The organism is Leifsonia sp. KNZ13-11D (genome assembly GCF_056754895.1).
Genome location: NZ_JBPGWU010000001.1, coordinates 999673 through 1020810, shown reverse-complemented (window position 1 = coordinate 1020810; position 21138 = coordinate 999673). Strand labels below are relative to the sequence as shown.

The 21138-nt window shown below is 70.0% G+C and carries 18 protein-coding genes; 4 read left to right on the top strand and 14 right to left on the bottom strand.

Annotated elements, in window-relative coordinates; genetic code table 11:
* Positions 1-18 precede the first annotated feature (18 nt).
* From purH to sucC, 6 genes are all read right to left on the bottom strand, one after another.
* Positions 19-1599 carry a bifunctional phosphoribosylaminoimidazolecarboxamide formyltransferase/IMP cyclohydrolase gene (gene purH, locus ACR9Y5_RS05160; protein ID WP_481296949.1) on the bottom strand — a complete coding sequence of 527 codons (1581 nt, stop codon included), beginning with the start codon at positions 1597-1599 and terminating at the stop codon, positions 19-21.
* A complete protein-coding gene (gene purN, locus ACR9Y5_RS05155) occupies positions 1596-2189 on the bottom strand; it encodes a phosphoribosylglycinamide formyltransferase (RefSeq protein WP_481296948.1) in 594 nt (197 codons plus the stop codon). The genes purH and purN overlap by 4 nt, the downstream gene beginning before the upstream one ends.
* Before the next feature lie 47 nt (positions 2190-2236).
* The gene (locus ACR9Y5_RS05150; RefSeq protein ID WP_481296947.1) at positions 2237-3553 is read right to left on the bottom strand and encodes a cell division protein PerM; all 1317 of its coding nucleotides are present in this window, start codon (positions 3551-3553) and stop codon (positions 2237-2239) included.
* Positions 3554-3608: 55 nt separating this feature from the next.
* Positions 3609-4997, bottom strand: a complete 1389-nt coding sequence (locus ACR9Y5_RS05145) for a hypothetical protein (RefSeq protein ID WP_481296946.1) — start codon at positions 4995-4997, stop codon at positions 3609-3611.
* Between the two features lie 159 nt (positions 4998-5156).
* On the bottom strand, positions 5157-6044 hold the full coding sequence (sucD, locus tag ACR9Y5_RS05140) for a succinate--CoA ligase subunit alpha (RefSeq protein ID WP_018191900.1): 888 nt from the start codon (positions 6042-6044) through the stop codon (positions 5157-5159).
* Positions 6045-6061: 17 nt separating this feature from the next.
* A complete protein-coding gene (gene sucC, locus ACR9Y5_RS05135; RefSeq protein WP_481296945.1) occupies positions 6062-7225 on the bottom strand; it encodes an ADP-forming succinate--CoA ligase subunit beta in 1164 nt (387 codons plus the stop codon).
* 233 nt (positions 7226-7458) lie between these two features.
* Here sucC and ACR9Y5_RS05130 point away from each other — a divergent pair, with 233 nt between their 5' ends.
* Entirely contained in the window at positions 7459-8991 is a 1533-nt protein-coding gene (locus ACR9Y5_RS05130) for a hypothetical protein (RefSeq protein ID WP_481296944.1), read from the top strand.
* A gap of 51 nt (positions 8992-9042) precedes the next feature.
* Positions 9043-9843, top strand: coding sequence for an oxygenase MpaB family protein (locus ACR9Y5_RS05125; RefSeq protein WP_481296943.1), 801 nt, complete (start codon positions 9043-9045; stop codon positions 9841-9843).
* Here the strand turns inward: ACR9Y5_RS05125 and ACR9Y5_RS05120 are convergent.
* The 3 genes from ACR9Y5_RS05120 to ACR9Y5_RS05110 form a co-directional block, all read right to left on the bottom strand.
* Positions 9840-10883, bottom strand: coding sequence for an FUSC family protein (locus ACR9Y5_RS05120; RefSeq protein ID WP_481296942.1), 1044 nt, complete (start codon positions 10881-10883; stop codon positions 9840-9842). The two genes, ACR9Y5_RS05125 and ACR9Y5_RS05120, sit on opposite strands and share 4 nt — an antisense overlap.
* Positions 10880-13432: an ATP-dependent helicase gene (locus ACR9Y5_RS05115; protein WP_481296941.1), complete on the bottom strand. Its 2553-nt coding sequence runs from the start codon at positions 13430-13432 to the stop codon at positions 10880-10882. Before ACR9Y5_RS05115 ends, ACR9Y5_RS05120 begins: the two co-directional genes overlap by 4 nt.
* Positions 13433-13510: 78 nt before the next feature.
* Positions 13511-14632, bottom strand: coding sequence for a glycerophosphodiester phosphodiesterase family protein (locus tag ACR9Y5_RS05110; RefSeq protein ID WP_481296940.1), 1122 nt, complete (start codon positions 14630-14632; stop codon positions 13511-13513).
* A 53-nt stretch (positions 14633-14685) separates the two neighbouring features.
* Here ACR9Y5_RS05110 and ACR9Y5_RS05105 point away from each other — a divergent pair, with 53 nt between their 5' ends.
* Together ACR9Y5_RS05105 and ACR9Y5_RS05100 are read left to right on the top strand one after the other, a co-directional pair.
* Positions 14686-15285, top strand: coding sequence for a hypothetical protein (locus ACR9Y5_RS05105; RefSeq protein ID WP_481296939.1), 600 nt, complete (start codon positions 14686-14688; stop codon positions 15283-15285).
* A 42-nt stretch (positions 15286-15327) separates the two neighbouring features.
* Positions 15328-16119 (top strand): Bax inhibitor-1/YccA family protein, encoded by a 792-nt coding sequence (locus tag ACR9Y5_RS05100; RefSeq protein ID WP_481296938.1) that lies wholly within the window; start codon positions 15328-15330, stop codon positions 16117-16119.
* Between the two features lie 116 nt (positions 16120-16235).
* On the opposite strand, the gene guaA is transcribed toward ACR9Y5_RS05100, so the two are convergent.
* The 5 genes from guaA to ACR9Y5_RS05075 are packed head-to-tail and all read right to left on the bottom strand — an operon-like array spanning position 16236 to position 21093.
* Positions 16236-17849 carry a glutamine-hydrolyzing GMP synthase gene (gene guaA, locus ACR9Y5_RS05095; RefSeq protein ID WP_481296937.1) on the bottom strand — a complete coding sequence of 538 codons (1614 nt, stop codon included), beginning with the start codon at positions 17847-17849 and terminating at the stop codon, positions 16236-16238.
* A 25-nt stretch (positions 17850-17874) separates the two neighbouring features.
* Positions 17875-18324, bottom strand: a complete 450-nt coding sequence (locus tag ACR9Y5_RS05090) for a DUF3817 domain-containing protein (RefSeq protein ID WP_310130874.1) — start codon at positions 18322-18324, stop codon at positions 17875-17877.
* Between the two features lie 4 nt (positions 18325-18328).
* Positions 18329-19120: an SURF1 family protein gene (locus tag ACR9Y5_RS05085; protein ID WP_481296936.1), complete on the bottom strand. Its 792-nt coding sequence runs from the start codon at positions 19118-19120 to the stop codon at positions 18329-18331.
* A 56-nt stretch (positions 19121-19176) separates the two neighbouring features.
* Positions 19177-20553 carry a cation:proton antiporter gene (locus ACR9Y5_RS05080; RefSeq protein ID WP_481296935.1) on the bottom strand — a complete coding sequence of 459 codons (1377 nt, stop codon included), beginning with the start codon at positions 20551-20553 and terminating at the stop codon, positions 19177-19179.
* 6 nt (positions 20554-20559) lie between these two features.
* On the bottom strand, positions 20560-21093 hold the full coding sequence (locus ACR9Y5_RS05075) for a cation:proton antiporter regulatory subunit (RefSeq protein WP_481296934.1): 534 nt from the start codon (positions 21091-21093) through the stop codon (positions 20560-20562).
* Between the last annotated feature and the right edge of the window lie 45 nt (positions 21094-21138).

Genomic DNA, 21138 nt, shown 5'->3' with positions numbered 1-21138 from the left:
AGCAACGGCATCCGTGCCTCAGTGGAAGAAGTGCCGCTCCCCGGTGAAGTACATGGTCACTCCGGCCGCCTTCGCCGCCTCGATGACCTCTTCGTCTCGGATGCTCCCACCCGGCTGCACGATCGCGCGCACGCCGCCGTCGATGAGGATCTGGGCGCCGTCCGCGAAGGGGAAGAACGCGTCCGACGCGGCGACCGACCCGGCCGCACGGTCGCCCGCGCGGCTGACGGCGAGCCGGCACGAGTCCACGCGGTTGACCTGGCCCATGCCCACGCCGACCGAGGCACCGTCGTGGGCGAGGAGGATGGCGTTCGACTTCACGGCGCGGCAGGCCTTCCAGGCGAACTCCAGGTCGGCGCGCGTGGCGGCGTCCGCCTCCTCGCCCGCGACCAGCGTCCAGCCCGCAGAGGAGAACTCATCGAACCGGTCGCTGTCCTGCACCAGCACGCCGCCGGAGATCTGCCGGAACTCCGTCAGCGCCCGCGCGTAGTCGTCGGGCAGCTGCAGGATGCGCAGATTCTTCTTGGTCTGGAGCAGCTCCAGCGCCTCGGGCTCGAACCCGGGGGCGATCAGGACCTCGGTGAAGATACCCTTCACCGTCTCCGCCATCGCCAGCGTGACCGTGCGGTTCGCCGCGATCACACCGCCGTAGGCCGAGACCGGGTCGCACTCGTGGGCCTTGCGGTGCGCGACGGCGATGTCGTCGGCGACGGCGATGCCGCAGGGATTGGCGTGCTTGATGATGGCGACGGCCGGCTCCGCGAAGTCGTACGCGCTGCGCAGTGCCGCGTCCGCATCCACATAGTTGTTGTACGACATCTCCTTGCCGCCGAGCTGCGTCGCCTGGGCGATGCCGCGTCCAGTGGGGTCCGCGTAGAGCGCGGCAGCCTGGTGGGAGTTCTCGCCGTAGCGGAGCGTCTGCTTCAGCTCGGCGCGCACCTCCCAGCGCTCGGGGAAGTCCTGGGTGGCGGGCGCCTGGCCCGCGAACCACGCCGCGACCGCACCGTCGTAGGCGGCGGTGTGGGCGAACGCCTTCGACGCCAGTTCGCGGCGCTGGTCGAAGGTGGTGCCGCCCGCGGCGACGGCGGCGATCACGTCCGCGTAGTCGGACGGCGAGACGACGATGGCGACGTTGGCGTGGTTCTTCGCCGATGCGCGGACCATGGCCGGGCCGCCGATGTCGATCTGCTCGACCACGTCGTCGCCGACCGCTCCGGAGGCGACCGTCTCGACGAACGGGTACAGGTTGACGACCACGAGCTCGAAGGGCTCGATGCCCAGGTCCTTCAGCTGCTCCTCGTGCGAGGCGAGGCGCAGGTCGGCGAGCAGCCCGGAGTGGATGGCCGGGTGCAGCGTCTTGACCCGGCCGTCGAGCGACTCGGGGAAGCCGGTCACGCTGGCGACGTCGGTGACCGGGTGCCCGGCATCCCGGATGGTCTGCGCCGTCGACCCCGTGGAGACGATCTCGACGCCCGCCCCGGCGAGCGCCGCGGCGAGATCGAGGAGGCCGCTCTTGTCGCTGACCGAGACGAGGGCGCGGCGGATCGGGACGACGTCCCGCTCGCGGTACAGGCTGGGGTCGTGGCGGGGTCCGCTCATGCTCGGGCAAGCTCCTCGAGGTCGATGTGTCCGTTGGCGATGTCGAGCACGGCGTCGATGAGCAGCCGTCGCTCCACGGGTTTGATGCGTTCGTGCAGGGCCGTCTCGGTGTCGCCGGGCAGCACCTCCACGCGTTCCTGGCTGATGATCGGACCGGCGTCGACGCCGTTGTCCACGACGATCAGACTCGCCCCGGTCTGCGTCACGCCCGCCGCGAGGGCGTCGCGCACGGCGTGCGCCCCGGGGAACTCGGGCAGATAGGCGGGGTGGGTGTTCAGGAGGTTGGGAGACAGCGTGTCGACCAGCCGCGGCGGCACCAGGCGCATGAAGCCCGAGAGGATGGTGAGGTCCGGCTCCCACTGCTGGATCTGCTCCAGCAGTGCGTCGCCCCACTCCTCACGGCTCGGGTACGAGGTGTACGGCACGGTGAAGGTCGGGATCCCGAAGCGCTCGGCGTGCTCGAAGCCGTCGGCGTCGCGGTCGGCGCCGACGGCGACCACGCGCGCGGGGAACTCGGCGTCCTCGGCGGCTTCCAGCAGGGCGCGCAGGTTCGAGCCGCCGCCGGAGATCAGGACCACAATCGTGAGCACTCCCCCAGCCTAGCGGCGAGCACCGGGCCCCGATGTCGACGTCCGCATCATCGCCGGTCGCGGCCTCCCGCGACCAGCCCGACGACGGCGCCGACCGCCACCTCGGCGGCGGCGAGCCCCCCGACGAGCCACGGGTTCGGCCCCACATCGTGCAGTCGTCCGGGCCCGAACGACCCGGAGGACCACCACGCCAGCAGCCCCAGCTGCACACCGGCGACCACCCCGATGCCGACGGCCGTCAGGATGCGCCCCCGCAGGTCGCGCAGCGCGGCCACCGATGCCCCGATCCGCGACCGCAGCAGCGTGGCCGAGACGAATCCGGCCAGCAGCGGGACGACGAGCCCCACCAGGCCGAACGCCACCCCTCCGGTCGGGATGACCCCGAGCAGCGGGAGCCCCGGAACGGGCCCGAGCTCGGTGCCGAGAGGTCCGACCGACGAACCCGTGCCGATGGCGAAGCCGGGGCCGATCAGCCACGACGCCGTCCACACGACCAGGTTCGGAAGCAGGGCCAGCTGCCCGACCGTCAGTGCGATGCCTCCTGCGACACCCGTCTGCAGTTGCTCGTAGAGGCTGATGATGGTGCCGTAGTGGCCGAAAATGAGCAGCGCCAGCAGCAGTGCGGCGATGCCGACGACGACCGCGGTCGCGGCCGATCCCGTCCGCAGCGCTGCAAGAGCCCCGGAACGGAGCGCGCCGGGCACCTCGATGGTGGCCGTCCGGCTGCGCAGCGCGGAGAGGACCGCGCCGCCGGACGAGGGGGATCCTCCAGCTGCTGGGGCCGTCCCCTCGCGAGACGCTCCCTGGGACGCGGAGTCGCCGTGGACGCCCGCATCGCCGTCCTCCGGCTCCGGGCCGCGCAGTGCGGCGAAGCCGAACCCCGCGGCGATGCCCAGGGCGTACACGAACGGCGGCAGCACGATCCCCTGCCAGACCGACGGCTGCACGATCACGGACCCCGACGACAGCACAACGAGCGTCGAGATCACCGCGAAGGCCGCCAGCGCGCTCAGCGCCCCGATCAGGCGCTCATCCGTCTCGGCGGCGCGCAGGCCGGTGCGGACACCCAGCCCCGCGGTGAGCGCGGCGAAGCCGAGCAGCGCGATGGTCACCTGGAAGGGCGCACCGGCTGCGGGCAGCCCCAGCTGCGCGACGGTCTGCGGGTCGAGGGCCACCGTCAGGTTCACCCCGTGACCGACCAGCCAGATGTCCGCCGCCGAGCGCCACACCACCGAGAAGTCCGCGCCCAGCTGGTACTGCGCGGCCCAGAGGACCGTGATCGGGACGAGACAGATGCCCAGCCCGATGGCGGCCACGATGAGCGCCTCCAGAGCGGCGAGCAGGGCGACGGATGTGCGACTCATGACCGAACGGAGCCTACCGGCGGCGCGGGCGCCCGCACCGCCGACACTTCGGCGCTCAGGAGACTGTGACCACCGGCGTCTCCTCGTCGGCCGTCTCGGGCACAGTGATCACGGGACGCTGCAGCAGCTCGAGGATGGCGACGACGAGCGCCGCGAGCACCAGCGTCCAGATGATGAGCGACGGGGTTAGCGGCCGGACGAAGAGCACCACCGCTGCCGCGATCACCGCCACAGCTGTGCGGAGCAGGACCCGCTGCGCGTACATCCACTCGCCGACGCGACCGGTTGTGATCCCGTGCGACTCGGCCGAGCGGCGCACCCAGGCGACGCCGTCGCCGAAGAACCCGCGGAGGCGCCGGGGCACGCCGAAGGGCCCGGCGTACCAGCCGACGAGGGCGACCGCGATGGCGAGCACCAGGACGGCGACGGCGGTCGCGATCATCGCATCCGTCACCGTCGAGTAGAGCGTCTGAGCGAGCGCCGAAGGCACCAGTGAAGGGGATGCGCTGGCGACGAACACGAGCCTCGCGACGCCGATCGCGCCGAGCGTCAGCGCCATCGCCAGTCCCAGTGCGATCGAGGCCCAGACGAGGGCGAGGGCCCGTCGCCGCGCGACGATGACGCCGAGGGCCAGGAGCCCGATCGCCACCCAGGGAAGCCACGCGCCGGCCGCGATCGACAGGCCGTACAGCAGCTGCAGGGTGGGGATGGACGAGTTCTGCGCCACGGTGATGGTGCGGTCCACGGTCGGGATGCGCGAGGCGAACGTGAGCCCCTGATCCACCAGCAGCTGTTTCACCCGTTCGACGATCGGCGCGAGCTGGATGCCGACGGAGCCGTCCGCGCCCACCGTGACCGCCGCCTTCGGATTGTTCTGCATCGTCGCGATCAGTTGGTCGTGACTGGTCCGCAGCGCCTGCTGCCACACCTGCGCGAAGGCGTCGGACGCCACGAAGCGCTGCACCGTCGACTGCATCAGCGACACGATCCCCTGCGCCAGCGGCGCCTTCAAGGACTCGAGCGCCTTCGTCGCGACGGGCCCGGTGCCGAGACCCGTGATGCCGTCGATGACCTGGCCGGTGATCTGCTCGACGTCGACGTGCTGCTGCACCGCCTTCACCGTCTGGTCGGTGACGAAGGCCTGCACGTCCGGATCGTGCGCGAGCGGCGCGTAGGTCGCCACGAAGGTGTCGGTGTCGGTCAGCTGGACCTTCGCCCACGAGGACACCACGGCGAGCGGAGCCAGGACGGAGCCGAGCACGATGAGGACTGTCGCCAGCAGCGTCCACGCCCAGCTGCGCCGGTGCTTCGTCGGGGTGGCGGCGACCGCTGGGGGCACGCCGTCTGCCGCATCCTCGGTCATCCTCGACCGAAGGGACGCGTTCTCCTCCTCGAGGGCTGCGATGCGCTGCAGCAGGTCGGTGGTATTCGTCGGGCGAGCCATCAGGGCCCCCTTCCGCCGTCACGGTGCGCTCACTGTAGCGCCGGGCATGCGGATGTGGGCAGGCAGTATTCGCGGCCGGTCGCTGGACGCGCGGAAGGCCGGGACCACGAGGGTCCCGGCCTTCCGGATGCGCGTTGCGCCGGTGTCGACGCAGTCGCCTTACAGCGCGGCGTACACCTCGCGGAGCAGCTCGGCGGTCTCGGACGGCGTCTTGCCGACCTTCACACCGGCGGCCTCGAGGGCCTCCTTCTTCGCCTGGGCGGTGCCGGCGGAGCCGGAGACGATGGCGCCGGCGTGGCCCATGGTCTTGCCCTCCGGGGCGGTGAAGCCCGCGACGTAGCCGACGACAGGCTTGGTCACGTTCGCCTTGATGAAGTCGGCCGCGCGCTCCTCGGCGTCGCCGCCGATCTCGCCGATCATGACGATCGCCTTCGTCTCCGGGTCGGCCTCGAACGCGGCCAGCGCGTCGATGTGCGTCGTGCCGATGACCGGGTCGCCGCCGATGCCGATCGCGGTCGAGAAGCCGAGGTCGCGGAGCTCGTACATCATCTGGTAGGTCAGCGTGCCCGACTTGGAGACGAGTCCGATCGGGCCCTTGCCGGTGATGGTGGCCGGGGTGATGCCGACGAGCGACTCGCCGGGCGTGATGATGCCGGGGCAGTTCGGGCCGATGATCCGGGTCTTGTTGCCCTTCTCCTTGGCGTAGGCCCACGCCTCGGCGGAGTCCTGAACCGGGATGCCCTCGGTGATGACCACGAGCAGCGGGATCTCGGCGTCGATGGCCTCGACCATCGCGTCCTTGGCGAACGCGGGCGGCACGAAGATGATCGACACGTCGGCGCCGGTCTTCTCGATCGCCTCCACCACGGTGCCGAACACGGGGAGCTCGACGTCGCCGTGGGTCACGGTCGTGCCGGCCTTGCGCGCGTTGACACCGCCGACGACCTGGGTGCCGGCCTTCAGCATCAGCGCGGTGTGCTTCGTGCCCTCGCCGCCCGTGATGCCCTGGACGATGACCTTGGAGTCCTTGTTGAGGAAGATAGACATTCTCGTTCGTCCTTCGCTTACTTCGCGGCCAGCTCGGCGGCCTTGTCGGCGCCCTCGTCCATGGTGAGTGCGAGGGTCACCAGCGGGTGGTTCGCCTCGGTGAGGATGCGGCGGCCCTCGTCGACGTTGTTGCCGTCGAGGCGGACGATCAGCGGCTTGTTGGCCTCGTCGCCGAGGATCTCCAGCGCCTTCACGATGCCGTTCGCGACCGCGTCACAGGCGGTGATGCCGCCGAAGACGTTCACGAACACGCTCTCGACCTGCGGGTCGTTCAGGATGACGTCCAGCCCCGCCGCCATGACCTCGGCGGACGCGCCGCCGCCGATGTCGAGGAAGTTCGCCGGCTTGACGCCCTGGTGCTTCTCGCCCGCGTAGGCGACGACGTCGAGGGTCGACATGACCAGTCCTGCGCCGTTGCCGATGATGCCCACCTGGCCGTCGAGCTTGACGTAGTTGAGGTTCGCAGCCTTGGCCTTGGCCTCCAGCGGGTCGGCCGCGTCCTTGTCTTCGAGGGCCTCGTGGCCGGGGTGACGGAAGTCGGCGTTCTCGTCGAGGCTGACCTTGCCGTCGAGGGCGATGATGTCGCCCTCCTCGGTGAGGACGAGCGGGTTGACCTCGACGAGCGTCGCGTCCTCGCCCTTGTAGACCTCGTACAGCTTCACGAAGACGTCGGCGACCTTCTCGACCAGCTCGTCCGGGAACCCGGCGGCCTTCGCGATCTCAGCGGCCGTCGCCGTGTCGACGCCCTGGATCGGGTCGACCTCGATGCGGGCGAGCGCCTCGGGCTTCTCGACGGCGAGCTGCTCGATCTCCATGCCGCCCTCGACGCTGGTCAGCGACAGGTACGAGCGGTTGGCCCTGTCGAGCAGCACCGAGAAGTAGAACTCACGAGCGATGCGGGCGCCGCCGGCGACCATCACCCGGCGCACGACGTGACCCTTGATGTCGAGACCCAGGATGGCCTTCGCGGCCTCCTCCGCCTCGTCCGGGTTCTTCGCGACCTTGACGCCGCCCGCCTTGCCGCGGCCGCCGGTCTTCACCTGCGCCTTGACGACGGTCACGCCGCCCAGCTTCTCCGCCGCGGCTCGCACCTCCTCCGGAGTGTCTGCGACGATTCCCGGAAGCACCGGGACCCCGTACTTCTCGAACAGGTCTCTGGCCTGGTACTCGTATAGATCCACGGTTATCCAATCCGCTGGTGGTCCGGTGCGCTCGTGGCTGCCGGCTGATTTCTCCGGGCGGTCCGACGCGAGAATAGCTCGACGCCGAGATAAATTCGCCAGGAAGAACTTTAGCGCGTCCCCCTGAACGGCCCGAAACCGGGGATGTGCGCACAGACGACCGGGTCGCACGGTTATCCACCGATCACGGTGGCTCCCGCCCATGGGTCTCCGGCGGCCGCGACGGTGGGTGCATGACGCATCGACCCTTCTCCCTCATCACGACGGTGGCGCTCGCCGGCCTCGCCGTCTTCCTCGGCATCCTTCAGGCGCTCGTCGCCGGAGCAGCACCCGCACGGGCACTCGCCGGCGACGGAACCGGGCCCGGTTACCGGTCGGCGGACGGCTGGTGGATCGGCGCCTACCACTTCGACGACGGAGCGCTCGGCTTCTGCCTCAATCCCGGGAAGGTGGCTCCGACCGGGCTGACCTACACCTACGCCGATCCGGCCGGGATGGGCTGGTGGACGCCCGAGCAGTCGGCCGTGTTCGCCTACATTGCGCGCACGTGGGCGGGCGCCTCGGACCGCCTGACAGCGGCCTCCGGCCAGCTGGCGACCTGGATCTACGCCGGGATGTCCGACGCCGACGCTCGCGGTCACGCGGCTCGCGCCGGCGCCGACGCGGACGCCGTCTACGAACGCGCCGGGGGGATGCTGGCGGAGGCACGAGCCCAGGCGTCCACCGGCGTCCGGGCCGCCGTGGTCGTCGAGCTGGCGGAGACCGGCCCGGGCAGGCTGCGCGTGGAGCTGACCGTGGACAGGATCGGCGGCCCGGAGATGCTGCCGCCCGGCGCTCATCCCGTCTCCGTTACCCTCACCGGGGCCGTCTTCGACGACGGCGCCACGCAGCGCTCCGTGCCGTCGGGGACCGACATCCCGATCACGCCAACGGGGACAGCCGCGAGCACCACGGTCAGCGCTGTCGCCGCGACCGCCGGCCTGCCCTACGGCAACAGCCTGACCGTCGCCCTTCCGACGGTGGATGCGCAGTCCGTGCTGATCGCGCAGCCGTCCTCCGCCAGCGCCCAGGCGCAGGCCGAGGCGGCCGGACCGTCGCCGCTTCCGTTCCAGCCGCGCGTCGAGACGCAGACCAGCGCCGCGGAGGCCCACCCGGGTGCGGAGATCGCGGACCGGCTCGCGGTCACGGTCGAGGAGGGAGACGGGCTGCTGCCATCGTGGGGCGTCCGGACAGGGGACGACGGCTTCGAACCGGTCGAAGCGGTCGTCGAGAGCACCCTGCACGGCCCGTTCTCCGAGCCGATCGTCGAGGCTCAGGAGCCTCCGTCCGACGCGCCGACGGTGTGCACCGTCGAGACCGTGATCCACGACAGCGGCGAGTACACCACTCCGTCGTGCGTTCTCCCTGCGGAGGGTTACTACGTGTGGACGGAGCGGATCGACCCGTCCCGCGTGCCCGCCGCCGAGGGCGGCGGTCGTCTCCGTCCCTGGGTGTCCCGCTTCGGCGTGGCGGCGGAGATCACCAGAGCGTCCTCCGCTCCTGCGGTGGTTGCGCCGGCCTCGACGCCCACCCAGGCGACGACGGTCGCGCTGGCCGACACCGGCGCGGATGTCGGGCCGATCGCTCTCGGAAGCGTCGGTGCGGCCACATCCGGGGCGGCCATGCTGGTCATGTCGCGGATGTGGCGCAAACGGCACAGAGTGCGGGCACCCCGTTTCGGGCGTGGGCGGCCGCGGCGCGCCCGCGCGACGTGGATCTCGCTGTGATCGGCGATCTGCTCTCCGCCACTTCGCAGCCGGAGTGGGCACCATGGAGGAGTGCCTCGCTCCCGCAGCCGACCGGAGAATGCCCGCGATATCGCGGCGGAAGCGCTGACGCTCGCCGGTGGCGGACGCGCTCTGCTCCTTCAGATCGCCCATCCGGCGGTGGGACGCGGCGTCGTGGAGCACAGCGACTTCGCCTCCCGGCTGATGGACCGTTTCGACGCCACGATGCTCTACCTGACCGCCTCAATGTTCGGCTCAGCGGACGAGGTCGCCGCGATGCGGCGGGCGGTGAATCGGGCGCACGTCCCGGTGCGCGGTGGCGAGGAGGGGACGACGCGGTACAACGCGTACGATCCGGAACTGCAGCTGTGGGTCGCGGCCACCCTCTACCAGACGATGATGGACCTGTACCGTCGGATCTTCGGCGAGCTGACCCCGGACCAGGCGGATGCCGTGTACGAGGACGTCGTGCACGCCCTGTCGAATCTGCAGCTGTCGCCGGAGCGGTGGCCCGCCTCGAGGCGGGACTTCCAGCGGTACTGGGACGATATGATCCCGGCCCTCTCCGTGGACGAGGATGTGCTGGCGGTATCGCGCCACATCCTCTATCCGCGCGGTGTCCCGTGGGCGGTGCGCCCGGCTCTGCCGCTCCTCCGTCTGCTCAACGTCGGTCTCCTGCCACCCGAGGTGCGCGCATCGTTCCGGCTCGACTGGAACGAGGGCAGGCGACGGCGATTCGACCGACTGCTACGCTTCACCGCGGTTCTCTATCCTCGGCTCCCCTCGAGGGTGCGTCGGCTCCCCCACGAGCGGTACCGGGCCAGACTACGGTCTGCGGTCCGCACGTCTTAGGGCGCGAGCCCTCGCCGCCGCTCGACGCCTCGGGCGAGGAGCACCAGCACAATACCGATCCCTGCGCCGAGCACGGTCTCCAGCACCCGATCGACGACCAGCGCACCGATCGGCGTGGGATTCGCGAGGTGCGACACCGAGAGGGCCAGGGGCGTGATGAACACGAGCGCCGCACCGTAGTGCCGCGCCACGAGGATCTCGGCGAAGAACTGGCACACCACGATCACCGCGATCACGAATGCGGCCGGGGGCGACCAGCTCAGCAGGACCGCGGTGACCGCGACACCCACGATCGTCCCGACGATGCGGTGCAGCGACCGCGAGATCGAATGGGCCGCTCGCGCAGGCGGAATCACGGCCACGACGCTCACCACCGCCCAATACGCATGCCCGAAGCCGAACGCCAGCGCGACGCCGCCCGCGAGGAGGACGCCGACCACGTTCTGCAGAACCGTGAGCCACACGCGCGGGTCGCGCAAGGCGGCTCCGTCAACGCCAGGGCGACGTCGCAGCTCGGTGACCAGCCCGGTGCGCGCCAGGAGCCCCCGCGAAACACCGGGGATCCGGCGGATCGCCCATCCGGACATCGTCAGCAGCCAGGCGAAGGCCGCGCTCACCGCGGCGAGCCCGAGGCGTGGCAGCACGTCGGCGGGAGCGGTGGGCACGGCGGCGCAGACCAGCAGTGCGAAGACGAAGAACAGCGCCTGCGGAGGCACGATCTGGAACACCGTGACGAACAGCGTTCCCCCACCCACGACCACCACGAGGGCGGCCGCGACGAGCGGCAGGGGCTCGCCCGCCACGGCGAGGCCGATTCCCGCCGCGATGCTCGCCAGCAGCGCGACCGCGGCGACGGTGAGCGTGCGCACACGCGACCGGTACGGCTCGTTCCGCCCGTACAGAGCGGTGAAGGCACCGAAGGTGGCGTAGGCGGTCAGGTCGAGCCGACCGACCGCGAACAGCACCGACAACGGGACGGCGACCGCCAGCGCGGCCCGCAGTCCCACCTCCACATTCCGGGGACCGGAGACGGCCCTCACAGCTTGTCGATCGGAGCGATCTTGATGAGGAGCTTCTTCGCGCCCACCTTTTCGAACTGCACGTGCGCGACGCGCTTGGCGCCCTGCCCGGTCACGGCCGTGACGCGGCCCTCGCCGAAGTCGGCGTGCCGGATGCGGTCGCCCGGCTCGAGCTCCAGGTCGCCGTTGTCGCGGACCTTGCCGGTGACCCGGTTCGGCCACTCCGCCTTCGGACGCTCCTGCCGGAACGTCGATGCCGAGAGCGGGTCGTTCCAGCCGCCCGAACCGGGTCCCGAACCGGCCCCGAGGCCGGGCCGGCGGGCATTGAGCGCGCGCGACTGCGTCCCTCCGCGACCGTTCGCCGAGCCGGGAGACTGCCGCCAGTCGATCAGGTCTGCGGGGATCTCTTGAAGATAACGGCTCGGCATGGCGACCGCGGTCTCACCGAACTGCGCACGGGTCATCGCGAGCGACAGGAACAGCCGCTTCTTCGCCCGTGTGATGCCCACGTAGAACAACCGGCGCTCCTCCGCCGGACCGCCCGGCTCGTTCGCCGACATCCGGTGCGGGAGGAGGTCCTCCTCGATCCCGGTCAGGAAGACGGCGTCATACTCCAGCCCCTTGGCCGTGTGCAGCGTCATGAGCGAGACGGAGCCGCTCGAGTCGTCGATCTCGTCGGCGGCCGCCACGAGCGAGACCTCGGTGAGGAAGTCCACCAGGGTGCCGTCCGGGTTGTTGCGCGCGAACTCGCGCGTCACCGCGACGAGTTCGTCGACGTTCTCGGCGCGCGCCTCGTCCTGGGGATCGCGGCTGTTGCGCAGCACCTCCACATACCCGCTGCCGTCGAGCAGGAAGGTCAGCACGTCGGCGACCGGCGAGACACCCGCAGGGTTCGACGGGTCGATCTTCGCCGCCGCCTCGTCCAGCAGGTTCGACAGCTGCAGGATCGCGTTGGTGACCTTCGGCCCGAGTCCCAGCGATCCCGCGTCGCGCATCGCCGCCCGGAACGTCAGCCCGTTGTCCGCCGCGTAGCTCGCCAGCTGGGTCTCGGTCGCCGGCCCGATTCCACGCTTCGGCGTGTTCAGGATGCGACGGAGCGCGAGAATGTCGTCCGGGTTGGCGACCGTGATCAGGTACGCCATCGCATCCTTGATCTCGGCGCGCTCGTAGAACTTCGTGCCGCCCATCACCTTGTAGGGCAGCGCCGACCGGATGAAGATCTCCTCCAGCGCACGTGTCTGGGCGTTCGTCCTATAGAAGACGGCGATGTCCTTGTAGTCCATCCCCGCGGAGTGCAGCTTCTCGATCTCGTCGGCGACGAACTGGGCCTCGTCGTGGCCGGAGTACCCGGTGTAGCCGATGATCTTCTCGCCGTCGCCGACGGCGGTCCACAGCTTCTTGTCCTTGCGGTCGAAGTTATTCGCGATCACGGCGTTCGCCGCGCTCAGGATGTTCTGCGTCGACCGGTAGTTCTGCTCCAGCAGGACCACCTTCGCGCCGGGGAAGTCGCGCTCGAACTCGACGATGTTGCGGATGTCCGCCCCGCGGAACGCGTAGATCGACTGGTCGGAGTCGCCGACAACGGTGAGCGACGCGCTCGGGATGAGACCGGCGGCGTCGCGGAGCGGGCGCACGTTGCGTCCGTGCGCTTCGAGGTCGTCGACGATGTCCGGCGCCACCGGCATCGTCAGCTCGCGGATCAGCGAGTACTGCGCGTGGTTGGTGTCCTGATACTCGTCGACGAGGATGTGACGGAAACGGCTCTGATAGAGCGCGGCGACCCGCGGGAACGCGCGGAACAGGTACACCGTCTCGGCGATCAGGTCGTCGAAGTCGAACGCGTTGGCCCGGCGGAGCTCGCGCGTGTACTGACGGAAGATCTCGAGGAACATGACCTCTTGCGGGTCGCTGAGGTTCGCGGAGCGGGCATGGGTCTCGAGGTCGGTCAGCTCGTTCTTCAGCTTCGAGATGCGGTTGGCCGCGGCGCCCACCGTGAATCCGAGGGTGTCGGCGTCGAGTTCCTTGATGATGCGCTTGAGGAGGGCCCGGCTGTCGCCCGAGTCGTAGATCGTGAAGCTCGGGGTCTTGCCGATGGTCTCGGCCTCTCGGCGCAGGATGCGCACGCACGCGGAGTGGAACGTCGAGATCCACATGCCCTGCGCCTTGCCGCCGAGCAGCTGTTCGACGCGCTCGCGCATCTCGTTGGCGGCCTTGTTCGTGAACGTGATGGCCAGGATCTCGCTCGGCCACGCCTCGCGGCTCTCGATCAGCCCGGCGATGCGGCGGGTGAGGACACTGGTCTTGCCGGAGCCGGCGCCCGCAACGATGAGCAGCGCCTGCCCGCGGTACTCGGCCGCCTCGCGCTGCTGCGGATTGAGCCCCGCGAACAGCCGCTCGCTCGGCCCGCGCCACCGCCCGGACCCGTCCTGACCCGCTCCGGAGCCTCCCGAGCGCCCGCCAGATCGGCTCCCTTCGGCCGGGGTGCGGTCCGCGCCGTCGGCCTGCCATCCGTCCAGGATGATCGGGACGGAGGAGGGGGTGGTCTGCGGGGCGTCGGGGAGGCTCGTCATGTCTCCGTCGATTTTAGTCGCTGCCACCGTCATTCGGCCGGGAGTCCCCCCTGCCCAGCGCCGCGGCGACCGCCGTGCTCAGCGGTTGTCGCGTACCGACACGGCGAGGTCGGGATGATCGGCGAAGACCCCGTCCACTCCCGAGTGGAGAAGGATCGAGTAATAGCGGCGCCAATCGCCCCAGTCGGTGTCCGACGACGAAGTACGGAACTCGACGGGCAGCATGCCGTTCTCAGGGCGGAGCGTCCAGCAGAACACGGCGAGTCCGGCCGAGTGCGCCAAGTCGACCAGATCCGAGGTCACCGCTCCGACGTCGGCCGCGTCCTCCTCGCCGAACAGCGCGACCGCGACGGACCCCGACGACAGCACCTGACTGGTCTCCACGCTGATGCCGTCGACGCGATCGGCCGCCGAACCCGCCGCCGACCCGAGGGCGTAGAGTCCGCGCAGGCTGAGGTCGGTGTCGTAGCCGGCAGCGGACGAGCCCAGCGCGGCCACCCGGTCCGCCGGCGCACCCGAGCTCTCGACGAGGTAGACCCGGCGCCCCCGGAAACCGCGGTCGTGCAGTGTACCGAGCACGGTCCGCTCGAAGCTCTCGACGACGACTCCCGACCGGTCGCTCCATCCCGCATCGGCGAGTTCCGCCATGAAGAGTTCGTCGAGCGGCAGACCGGCGGCGGCGAAGTATGTCGCATGCTTGAGCTCGGCGACGAGTCCCGGCGACCCGGGCGTCGTCCTGCCGCCGTCGCGGCCGCCGCCATCGCGGCCGCCGCCATAGCGCCCGGCCCCTTCGGCCGTGCGGTCGATCAGCTCGAGGAGGTCGCGCAGCCGCAGCAACGGATAGTGCCCGTCGAAGGTGGAACTCGCCTGACGCAGCTTCGGGATGCGCTCGCGCGCACGCAGGACGGAGAGCTCCGACCACGTGAAGTCCTCCGTGAACCAGCCCGTCAGCTCGGCGCCGTCGACCTCCTTGGTCGTGCGCCGGACGGCGAACTCGGGATGGTCCGCCACATCGGTCGTCCCGGAGATCTCGTTCTCGTGCCGGAGCACCAGGACGCCGTCGCGGGTGGCGACGATGTCCGGCTCCACGGCATCCGCTCCGAGCTGGAACGCCAGCTCGTAGGAGCCACGGGTGTGCTCGGGCCGGTACCCCGGGGCGCCCCGGTGCCCGATGACCACGGGGGCGGTTCGAGCTCGCATGGCCCGATCCTAGCCGGGCGCCACGCGGTGCCCGGGGATGCCAGAATCGTCCCGTGCCCGCCGACCCGAACGCACCATCCGCCGACCGCGGCGCGACGCCTCCAGCCCCCCGCTCGACGTCCGCCGCCGCCCCCTGGGCGGAGCCCGCCTCGCGCCTGCCCCTCCGCTGGGGCTCCTACCGCGTGCGCCTGCTCGCCGGCCTGGCCATGCTCGTGGTGGGCACCGCATGCGTCCTCGCGACCACCGCCTACAGCCTGCCGCTGCTGCTCGTCGGATCGCTGATGCAGCCCGCCGGCTGGGCCGTCCTGCCCTCGACGATCGGGCGTCGCGTCGCCGTCGCATTGCCGGTGCTCGGCTTCACCTGGCTCATGCTCGGCGGGGCGGGCTTCGCCTGGTGCTACGCCGTCCCCCTCGCGGCCTGGCTGCTGGTGCGCCTGCGACCGCTGCTGTCCTTCGTCGTGCTGGTGCTGCCGATCGGGTGGAGCATCGTCCTGCCCTCGTTCGTGCGCTACTACGAGCAGGGCTGGATCACGATCGCGTCGAGCAGCGTGATGATCGTGGCGGCGGCCTGGCTCGCTCGATGGATCGCGATCCGGTCGGATTCATGGCAATCTGTCAGAACTCTCAGGAAAGAAGCGAATAGATTGGACTGACACGACCGCACACGTTTGCGGTCCCCACAGAACGAGGAGCTCATGGCACTCAGTAACCCGGCCTTCTCCACGAACCCGGCGTTCTCCAGCAACGGCCAGGCCGCCACGGTCTCGGCCGAGAAGCTGGAGCAGATGTACCAGGCGCCGTCCGCGACGTCGGTCGACACCGACCGCATGACGGTCGAGGACTCGATCGTCAAGACCGCGATCTGCTTCGTCCTCCTGCTCGCCGGCGCCGGCGTCGGCTGGTTCGTCCCCGTCCTCGCCATCCCGGCCGCGATCATCGGCTTCGTCCTGGCGCTGGTCAACATCTTCAAGCGCCGCCCGGTCCCCGCGCTCATCCTCGGCTACTCGTTCGCGCAGGGCATCTTCCTCGGCGCGATCTCGATGTTCTTCGAGGCACAGTGGTCCGGCATCGTCATCCAGGCCGTCATCGCGACCTTCGCCGTGGTCGGCGTGACGCTCGCGCTGTTCGCGTCGGGCAAGATCCGCGCCTCCGCCAAGGCGACCAAGGTCTTCCTGATCGCGATGTTCGGGTACCTGGCCTACTCTCTGGTCAACGTCGTCCTCATGTGGACCGGCGCCACCAACGGCGCCTTCGGCCTGAACAGCGTCGAGCTCGGCAACACCGGCATCAAGCTCGGCCTGATCGTCGGCCTGCTCGTCGTCATCCTCGGCGCCTACTCGCTGGTCCTCGACTTCGACGCGATCAAGCAGGGCGTCGCCAACCGCGCCCCCCGCATCTACGGCTGGTCCGGCGCCTTCGGCATCATGGTGACCGTCATCTGGCTGTACCTCGAGATCCTGCGGATGCTCGCCATCAGCCGCGACTGATCGGCGGGCGGCGGGCCGGCGGCAAGCCGCGGCAACGGAAGCGACCGACCCGCAGCCCAACGACGAAGGCCCGGGATGCTCACCGCATCCCGGGCCTTTCTCACGTCAGCGGGAACTCACTCCCACTCGATGGTCCCCGGCGGCTTCGACGTGACGTCGAGCACCACGCGGTTCACCCCGTCCACCTCGTTGGTGATGCGGTTCGAGATCTTCGCCAGGAGGTCGTACGGCAGGCGGGTCCAGTCCGCCGTCATGGCGTCCTCGCTGGAGACGGGACGCAGCACGATCGGGTGCCCGTACGTGCGTCCGTCGCCCTGCACGCCGACCGACCGGACGTCCGCCAGCAGCACGACGGGGCACTGCCAGATCTCGGCGTCGAGGCCCGCGGCGGTCAGCTCCGCGCGCACGATCGCGTCCGCGTCCCGGAGCAGGTCGAGCCGCTCCTGGGTGACCTCTCCGACGATGCGGATGCCGAGGCCGGGGCCGGGGAACGGCTGGCGCCCGACGATGGCCTCGGGCAGCCCGAGCTCGCGCCCGATCGCGCGGACCTCGTCCTTGAACAGCGTGCGCAGCGGCTCCACCAGCTCGAACTGGAGGTCCTCCGGCAGGCCGCCCACGTTGTGGTGGCTCTTGATGTTCGCCGTGCCGGTGCCGCCGCCGGACTCCACGACGTCCGGGTACAGCGTCCCCTGAACCAGGAAGCGGATCGGGTCGCCCTCGCTCGCCGCCTCGGCGATGAGGTCGGCCTGCGCCTTCTCGAAGACGCGGATGAACTCACGGCCGATGATCTTGCGCTTGGTCTCCGGGTCGCTCACGCCGGTGAGCGCATCCAGGAACTGCTTCTGTGCGTTCACCGTGACGAGCCGCACGCCCGTGGCCTTCACGTAGTCCTCTTCGACCTGGCGCGCCTCGTCCTTGCGGAGCAGCCCGTGGTCGACGAAGACGCACACGAGCTGGTCCCCGACGGCCTTGTGCACGAGGGCTGCCGCGACGGCCGAGTCGACGCCGCCGGACAGCGCGCAGATGACGCGGCCCGAGCCGACCTGCGCCTGGATCGCGGCCACCTGGTCGGCGATCACATTGCCGCTGTTCCAGTCCGCGGGGATGCCCGCCGCGCGGTGGAGGAAGTTCTCGAGCACGGCCTGCCCGTACGTCGAGTGCTTGACCTCGGGATGCCACTGCACGCCGTAGAGGCGGCGCGCGTCGTTCGCGAAAGCGGCGACCGGCGTGCCCTCGGTCGAGGCGAGCACCTCGAAGCCCTCGGGTGCCCGGGAGACGGAGTCGCCGTGGCTCATCCAGGCGGTCTGCTCCGCCGGCTGGCCGTCGAGCAGGACACCCGAGTCGGAGATGCGCACCGCGGTCGACCCGTATTCGCGCTGGCCGGTCTTCGCGACCTCTCCGCCGAGCGCGGTGGCCATCACCTGGAAGCCGTAGCAGATGCCGAGCACGGGGACGCCGAGGTCGAAGATCCCCTCGTCGAGCCGCGGGGCCCCCTCCTCGTACACGCTCGACGGGCCGCCGGACAGCACGATGCCGGACGGGTGCTTGGCCGCGATCTCGGACGCCGTGACGGTGTGCGGCACGATCTCCGAGTAGACATTGGCCTCGCGCACACGGCGCGCGATCAACTGCGCGTACTGCGCGCCGAAGTCGACGACGAGCACGGGCCCGGAGGGATTCGCCGAGTCGGCGCCCCCCGGCTGCTCGGTGAACGGGGCGTCCGTGCTCATCGGATCGGGCCTCCTGGAATCTTCGCTAATTTGTCGCCTCCGCGAGGGTCGTGGCCTCGGCCTCCCGGCCGGCCAAGTAGGACCTCACCTGCTTGGTGATGCGTGCCTCCACGAAGAAGGACAGGAAGGGCACCACACCGCCGAGGGCGATCATGATGAACTTCGAGAACGGCCAGCGCATCAGGCTCCACAGGCGGAAGTCCGAGAACAGGTACACGACGTAGAGCCAGCCGTGCAGGATCAGGATGCCCGTACTGAGGTCAACCCCGGTCGGCGCGACCGCGGTCTTCACCGGAACGAACGTCAGCGCCCCGTAGTTGCTGAAGGCGAAGAGCTCGTAGCCGAGTCCGTACTTCACCACCATCTCTGCGCACAGCAGGAGCAGCATGATGCCCGTGACGTAGGCGAACACCTGGTAGAACCGGAGCGCCCCGCGGATCTTCGGGAAGTCTTCGAGCTTGGGAGCGAGGGGCATGAGGCTATTCTACGTTCCCCGCGGTGGCGGCTTCCCGCGCTGAGAGCTCCCTCAGCTCGTCCTCCTTCTGCTTGGCGTCCTTCACCAGGCGGTACCAGAGGAACACCGCGAAACCGGCGAAGATGATCCACTCGGCGGCGTAGAAGACGTTGAGCCAGTTGAGCTCCGTCTGCGCGATGGGAGGCGGCGAGTCGATCTGCACCAGCCCCTCGGGCGCCCCCCGCTGCACGACGTAGGCGGCGTAGACGTCCATGCCGTCGACACCGGTCCACAGGTTGTAGAGCTGCCCGACGCCGAGGGTCGTCATCCCTGTCGGGTCCTTCTGCTTGTCGTCCGGCACCTGCGGCTGCTCGTCGGGGAGGATGCGCCCGACGATCGGCTGCGGGGTCGCCGGCTCCTCGGCGAGCCGTGCGACCGCCGCGCGCGCGGTCGGCTCGTCGGCTGCCCAGCCGCGGGCCACGGCGAGCGCCACCTGGCTGCCGTCCGGCCGCTCGATGTTCACGTGCCCGACGACCCACCAGCCGCTCGTGCCCTTGTTGAGGCGGCCGTGCAGGAGCTGGTAGTCCCCCGGCACGAACGTGCCGGTGAACGAGACGAGCTGGCCGACGGCGACGTCGCGCAGCGGCGCACCCGGCCCGGCGACCTTCGCGAGCGGTAGGACTGTCTCGGTCGGAGCCTCCACCGCTTTGCCGGACTCGACGGCGCGCTCGAGCTGCCACTGCCCGAGCCAGGCGAATCCCGCGGCGAGGAGCAGGGCGAAGACCAGCGCCCCGATCCAGCGCGGGCGGAGCATCATCTGGAAGAGGGTGGTCGGCCGGTCGGCCGCGGACCCTCCCGTCGTGGTGTCGATCGTCAGTCCCGTTCCCGTTCGCCGCTCATGTCCTGCTGCATGGCCCGCTCGACCATCCGGTCGACCGCCTGTCGCGTCTCGTCCTCGCTCGCGCGCTCGCGCCGAGGGGCGGGGTCGGAGTCGGGGTCGGCGGTCGCCGCCTCCACGAGCGCGATCTCCTCGTCGAGCATGGGGTCGCGCGTCTTCTTCCTCTTCCGCCGGCGCTCCTTCTTCGGCCCGGACCGTAGGATCATCGCACCGATCTTCTCGGAGTTCGCTGCGAGGATCGGCCCCAGCACCGCCATGATGAGTACGTACAGCCCGGCGAACGGCTGGATGCGCTCATCCAGCCCGGCGGCGAGCGACAGGGTCGCGAGGATCAGCGCGAACTCGCCCCGGTTCTGCAGGATCGCCGTCGTGTTGATGCCCGCCTGCACGCCCAAGCCGTTGATCCAGGCCACGAACTGGCCGGCGGCGATGTTCAGCACGATGGTCAGGCCCACGGCGATCAGCACCGGGACGAGCACCGACGGGAACTGCGCCGGGTTGAGTGCGAGCCCGAAGTTGAGGAAGAAGAAGGCCGCGAAGACGTCCCGCAGCGGGATCGCGATCTGCTCGATCTTGTTGCGGTACTTCGTCGCCCCGAGCACCAGGCCGATCAGGAACGCACCGATCGCATCCGTCACCCCCAGCAGCTCGCCGATGCCCGCGAACAGCACCGCGAACCCGAAGAACAGGATGGTGAAGAGCTCGTCGTCCTTCGTGCGGAACAGCCGCGAGACGAACCGGCCCCCGAACCGAGCCAGCGTGAACATCACGACCAGGAACACGAAGGCGATCGTCAGCTTGCCGACCACCGGCCAGAAGTCGGTCTCGCCGCTCAGCACCACGGAGACGATGGCGAGGTAGATGGCGATGAAGATGTCCTCGACCACGGTGACGCCCAGGATCATCGGCGTCTCGGTGTTGGCCAGGCGCCGCAGCTCGATGAGCAGCTTGGTGACGATCGCCGACGACGAGGTGGCCGTCATCCCGGCGATGATGAGCGCCTCCCGGGTGCCCCAGCCGACCATGAAGCCGAAGACCAGTCCGACCCCCATGTTGATGAGGATGTACGACCCGCCGGAGACGATCAGCTTGCCGAAGTTGCCGAAGAACTCGTCCTGATCGAACTCCAGCCCGAGGTTGAAGAGCAGCAGGATGAGCCCGAAGATCGCGATGAGCTCGATGTAGTCGCTGTCGAAGTTCAGCGGAAACCAGCCGGTGTGCGGGCTCGCCAGCAGACCGACGATCATGTAGATGGGGATCGCGGGGAGACCGACCAGCTTGCCGAGGCGGCCCAGCACGTACGCGACGAGCAGGAGCAGTCCGAGAACGATGAGGTCTTCGCCGAGATGCATCGTCGATCAGCCTCCGGGCGGAGCGTCGGCGGCGACCCGGGAGGGGACTTCGCCCGTGCGGAAGAAGGAGAAGGCCTTCGCGACCTTCTCCGGGGTGCCCGCGACGACGAGGGTGTCGCCGGGGAAGACCTTGAAGTCGGGTGCGGGCGCCGGGTTCGCGGAGTCCCCGCGCACGACGGCGACGACGGTCAGGCCGACGAAACCCCGGTCGCCGGGGGCGCCGAGCTGCTGCCCCGCGATGTGGTCGTCGTAGTCGACGGTGAACCAGTCGATGCTCAGGCCAGGGATCTGGTCGAGCGCCGTGAGCGTCTCGGTGATCTGCGTCCCGCCGAGCAGCTCCGCGAGAGTGTGCGCTTCGTCCTCGTTGAGCCGCAGCGAGACCTTGGTCACGTCGCTGCCGTCCTCGTGGTCCGAGAAGGTGATGAGGTCGCTGTGACCGGACCGGTGCGCGATGACGCCGACCTTGCCGCCATCGTCGGTCACGAAGGTGTGCAGCACCCCGACCCCGGGGAGCTTGACCCGCCGAACGTCTACCATCATCCGTCTCCATCCACCGGGTTCGCCGGCATAAAGGGAGTGAGCCTC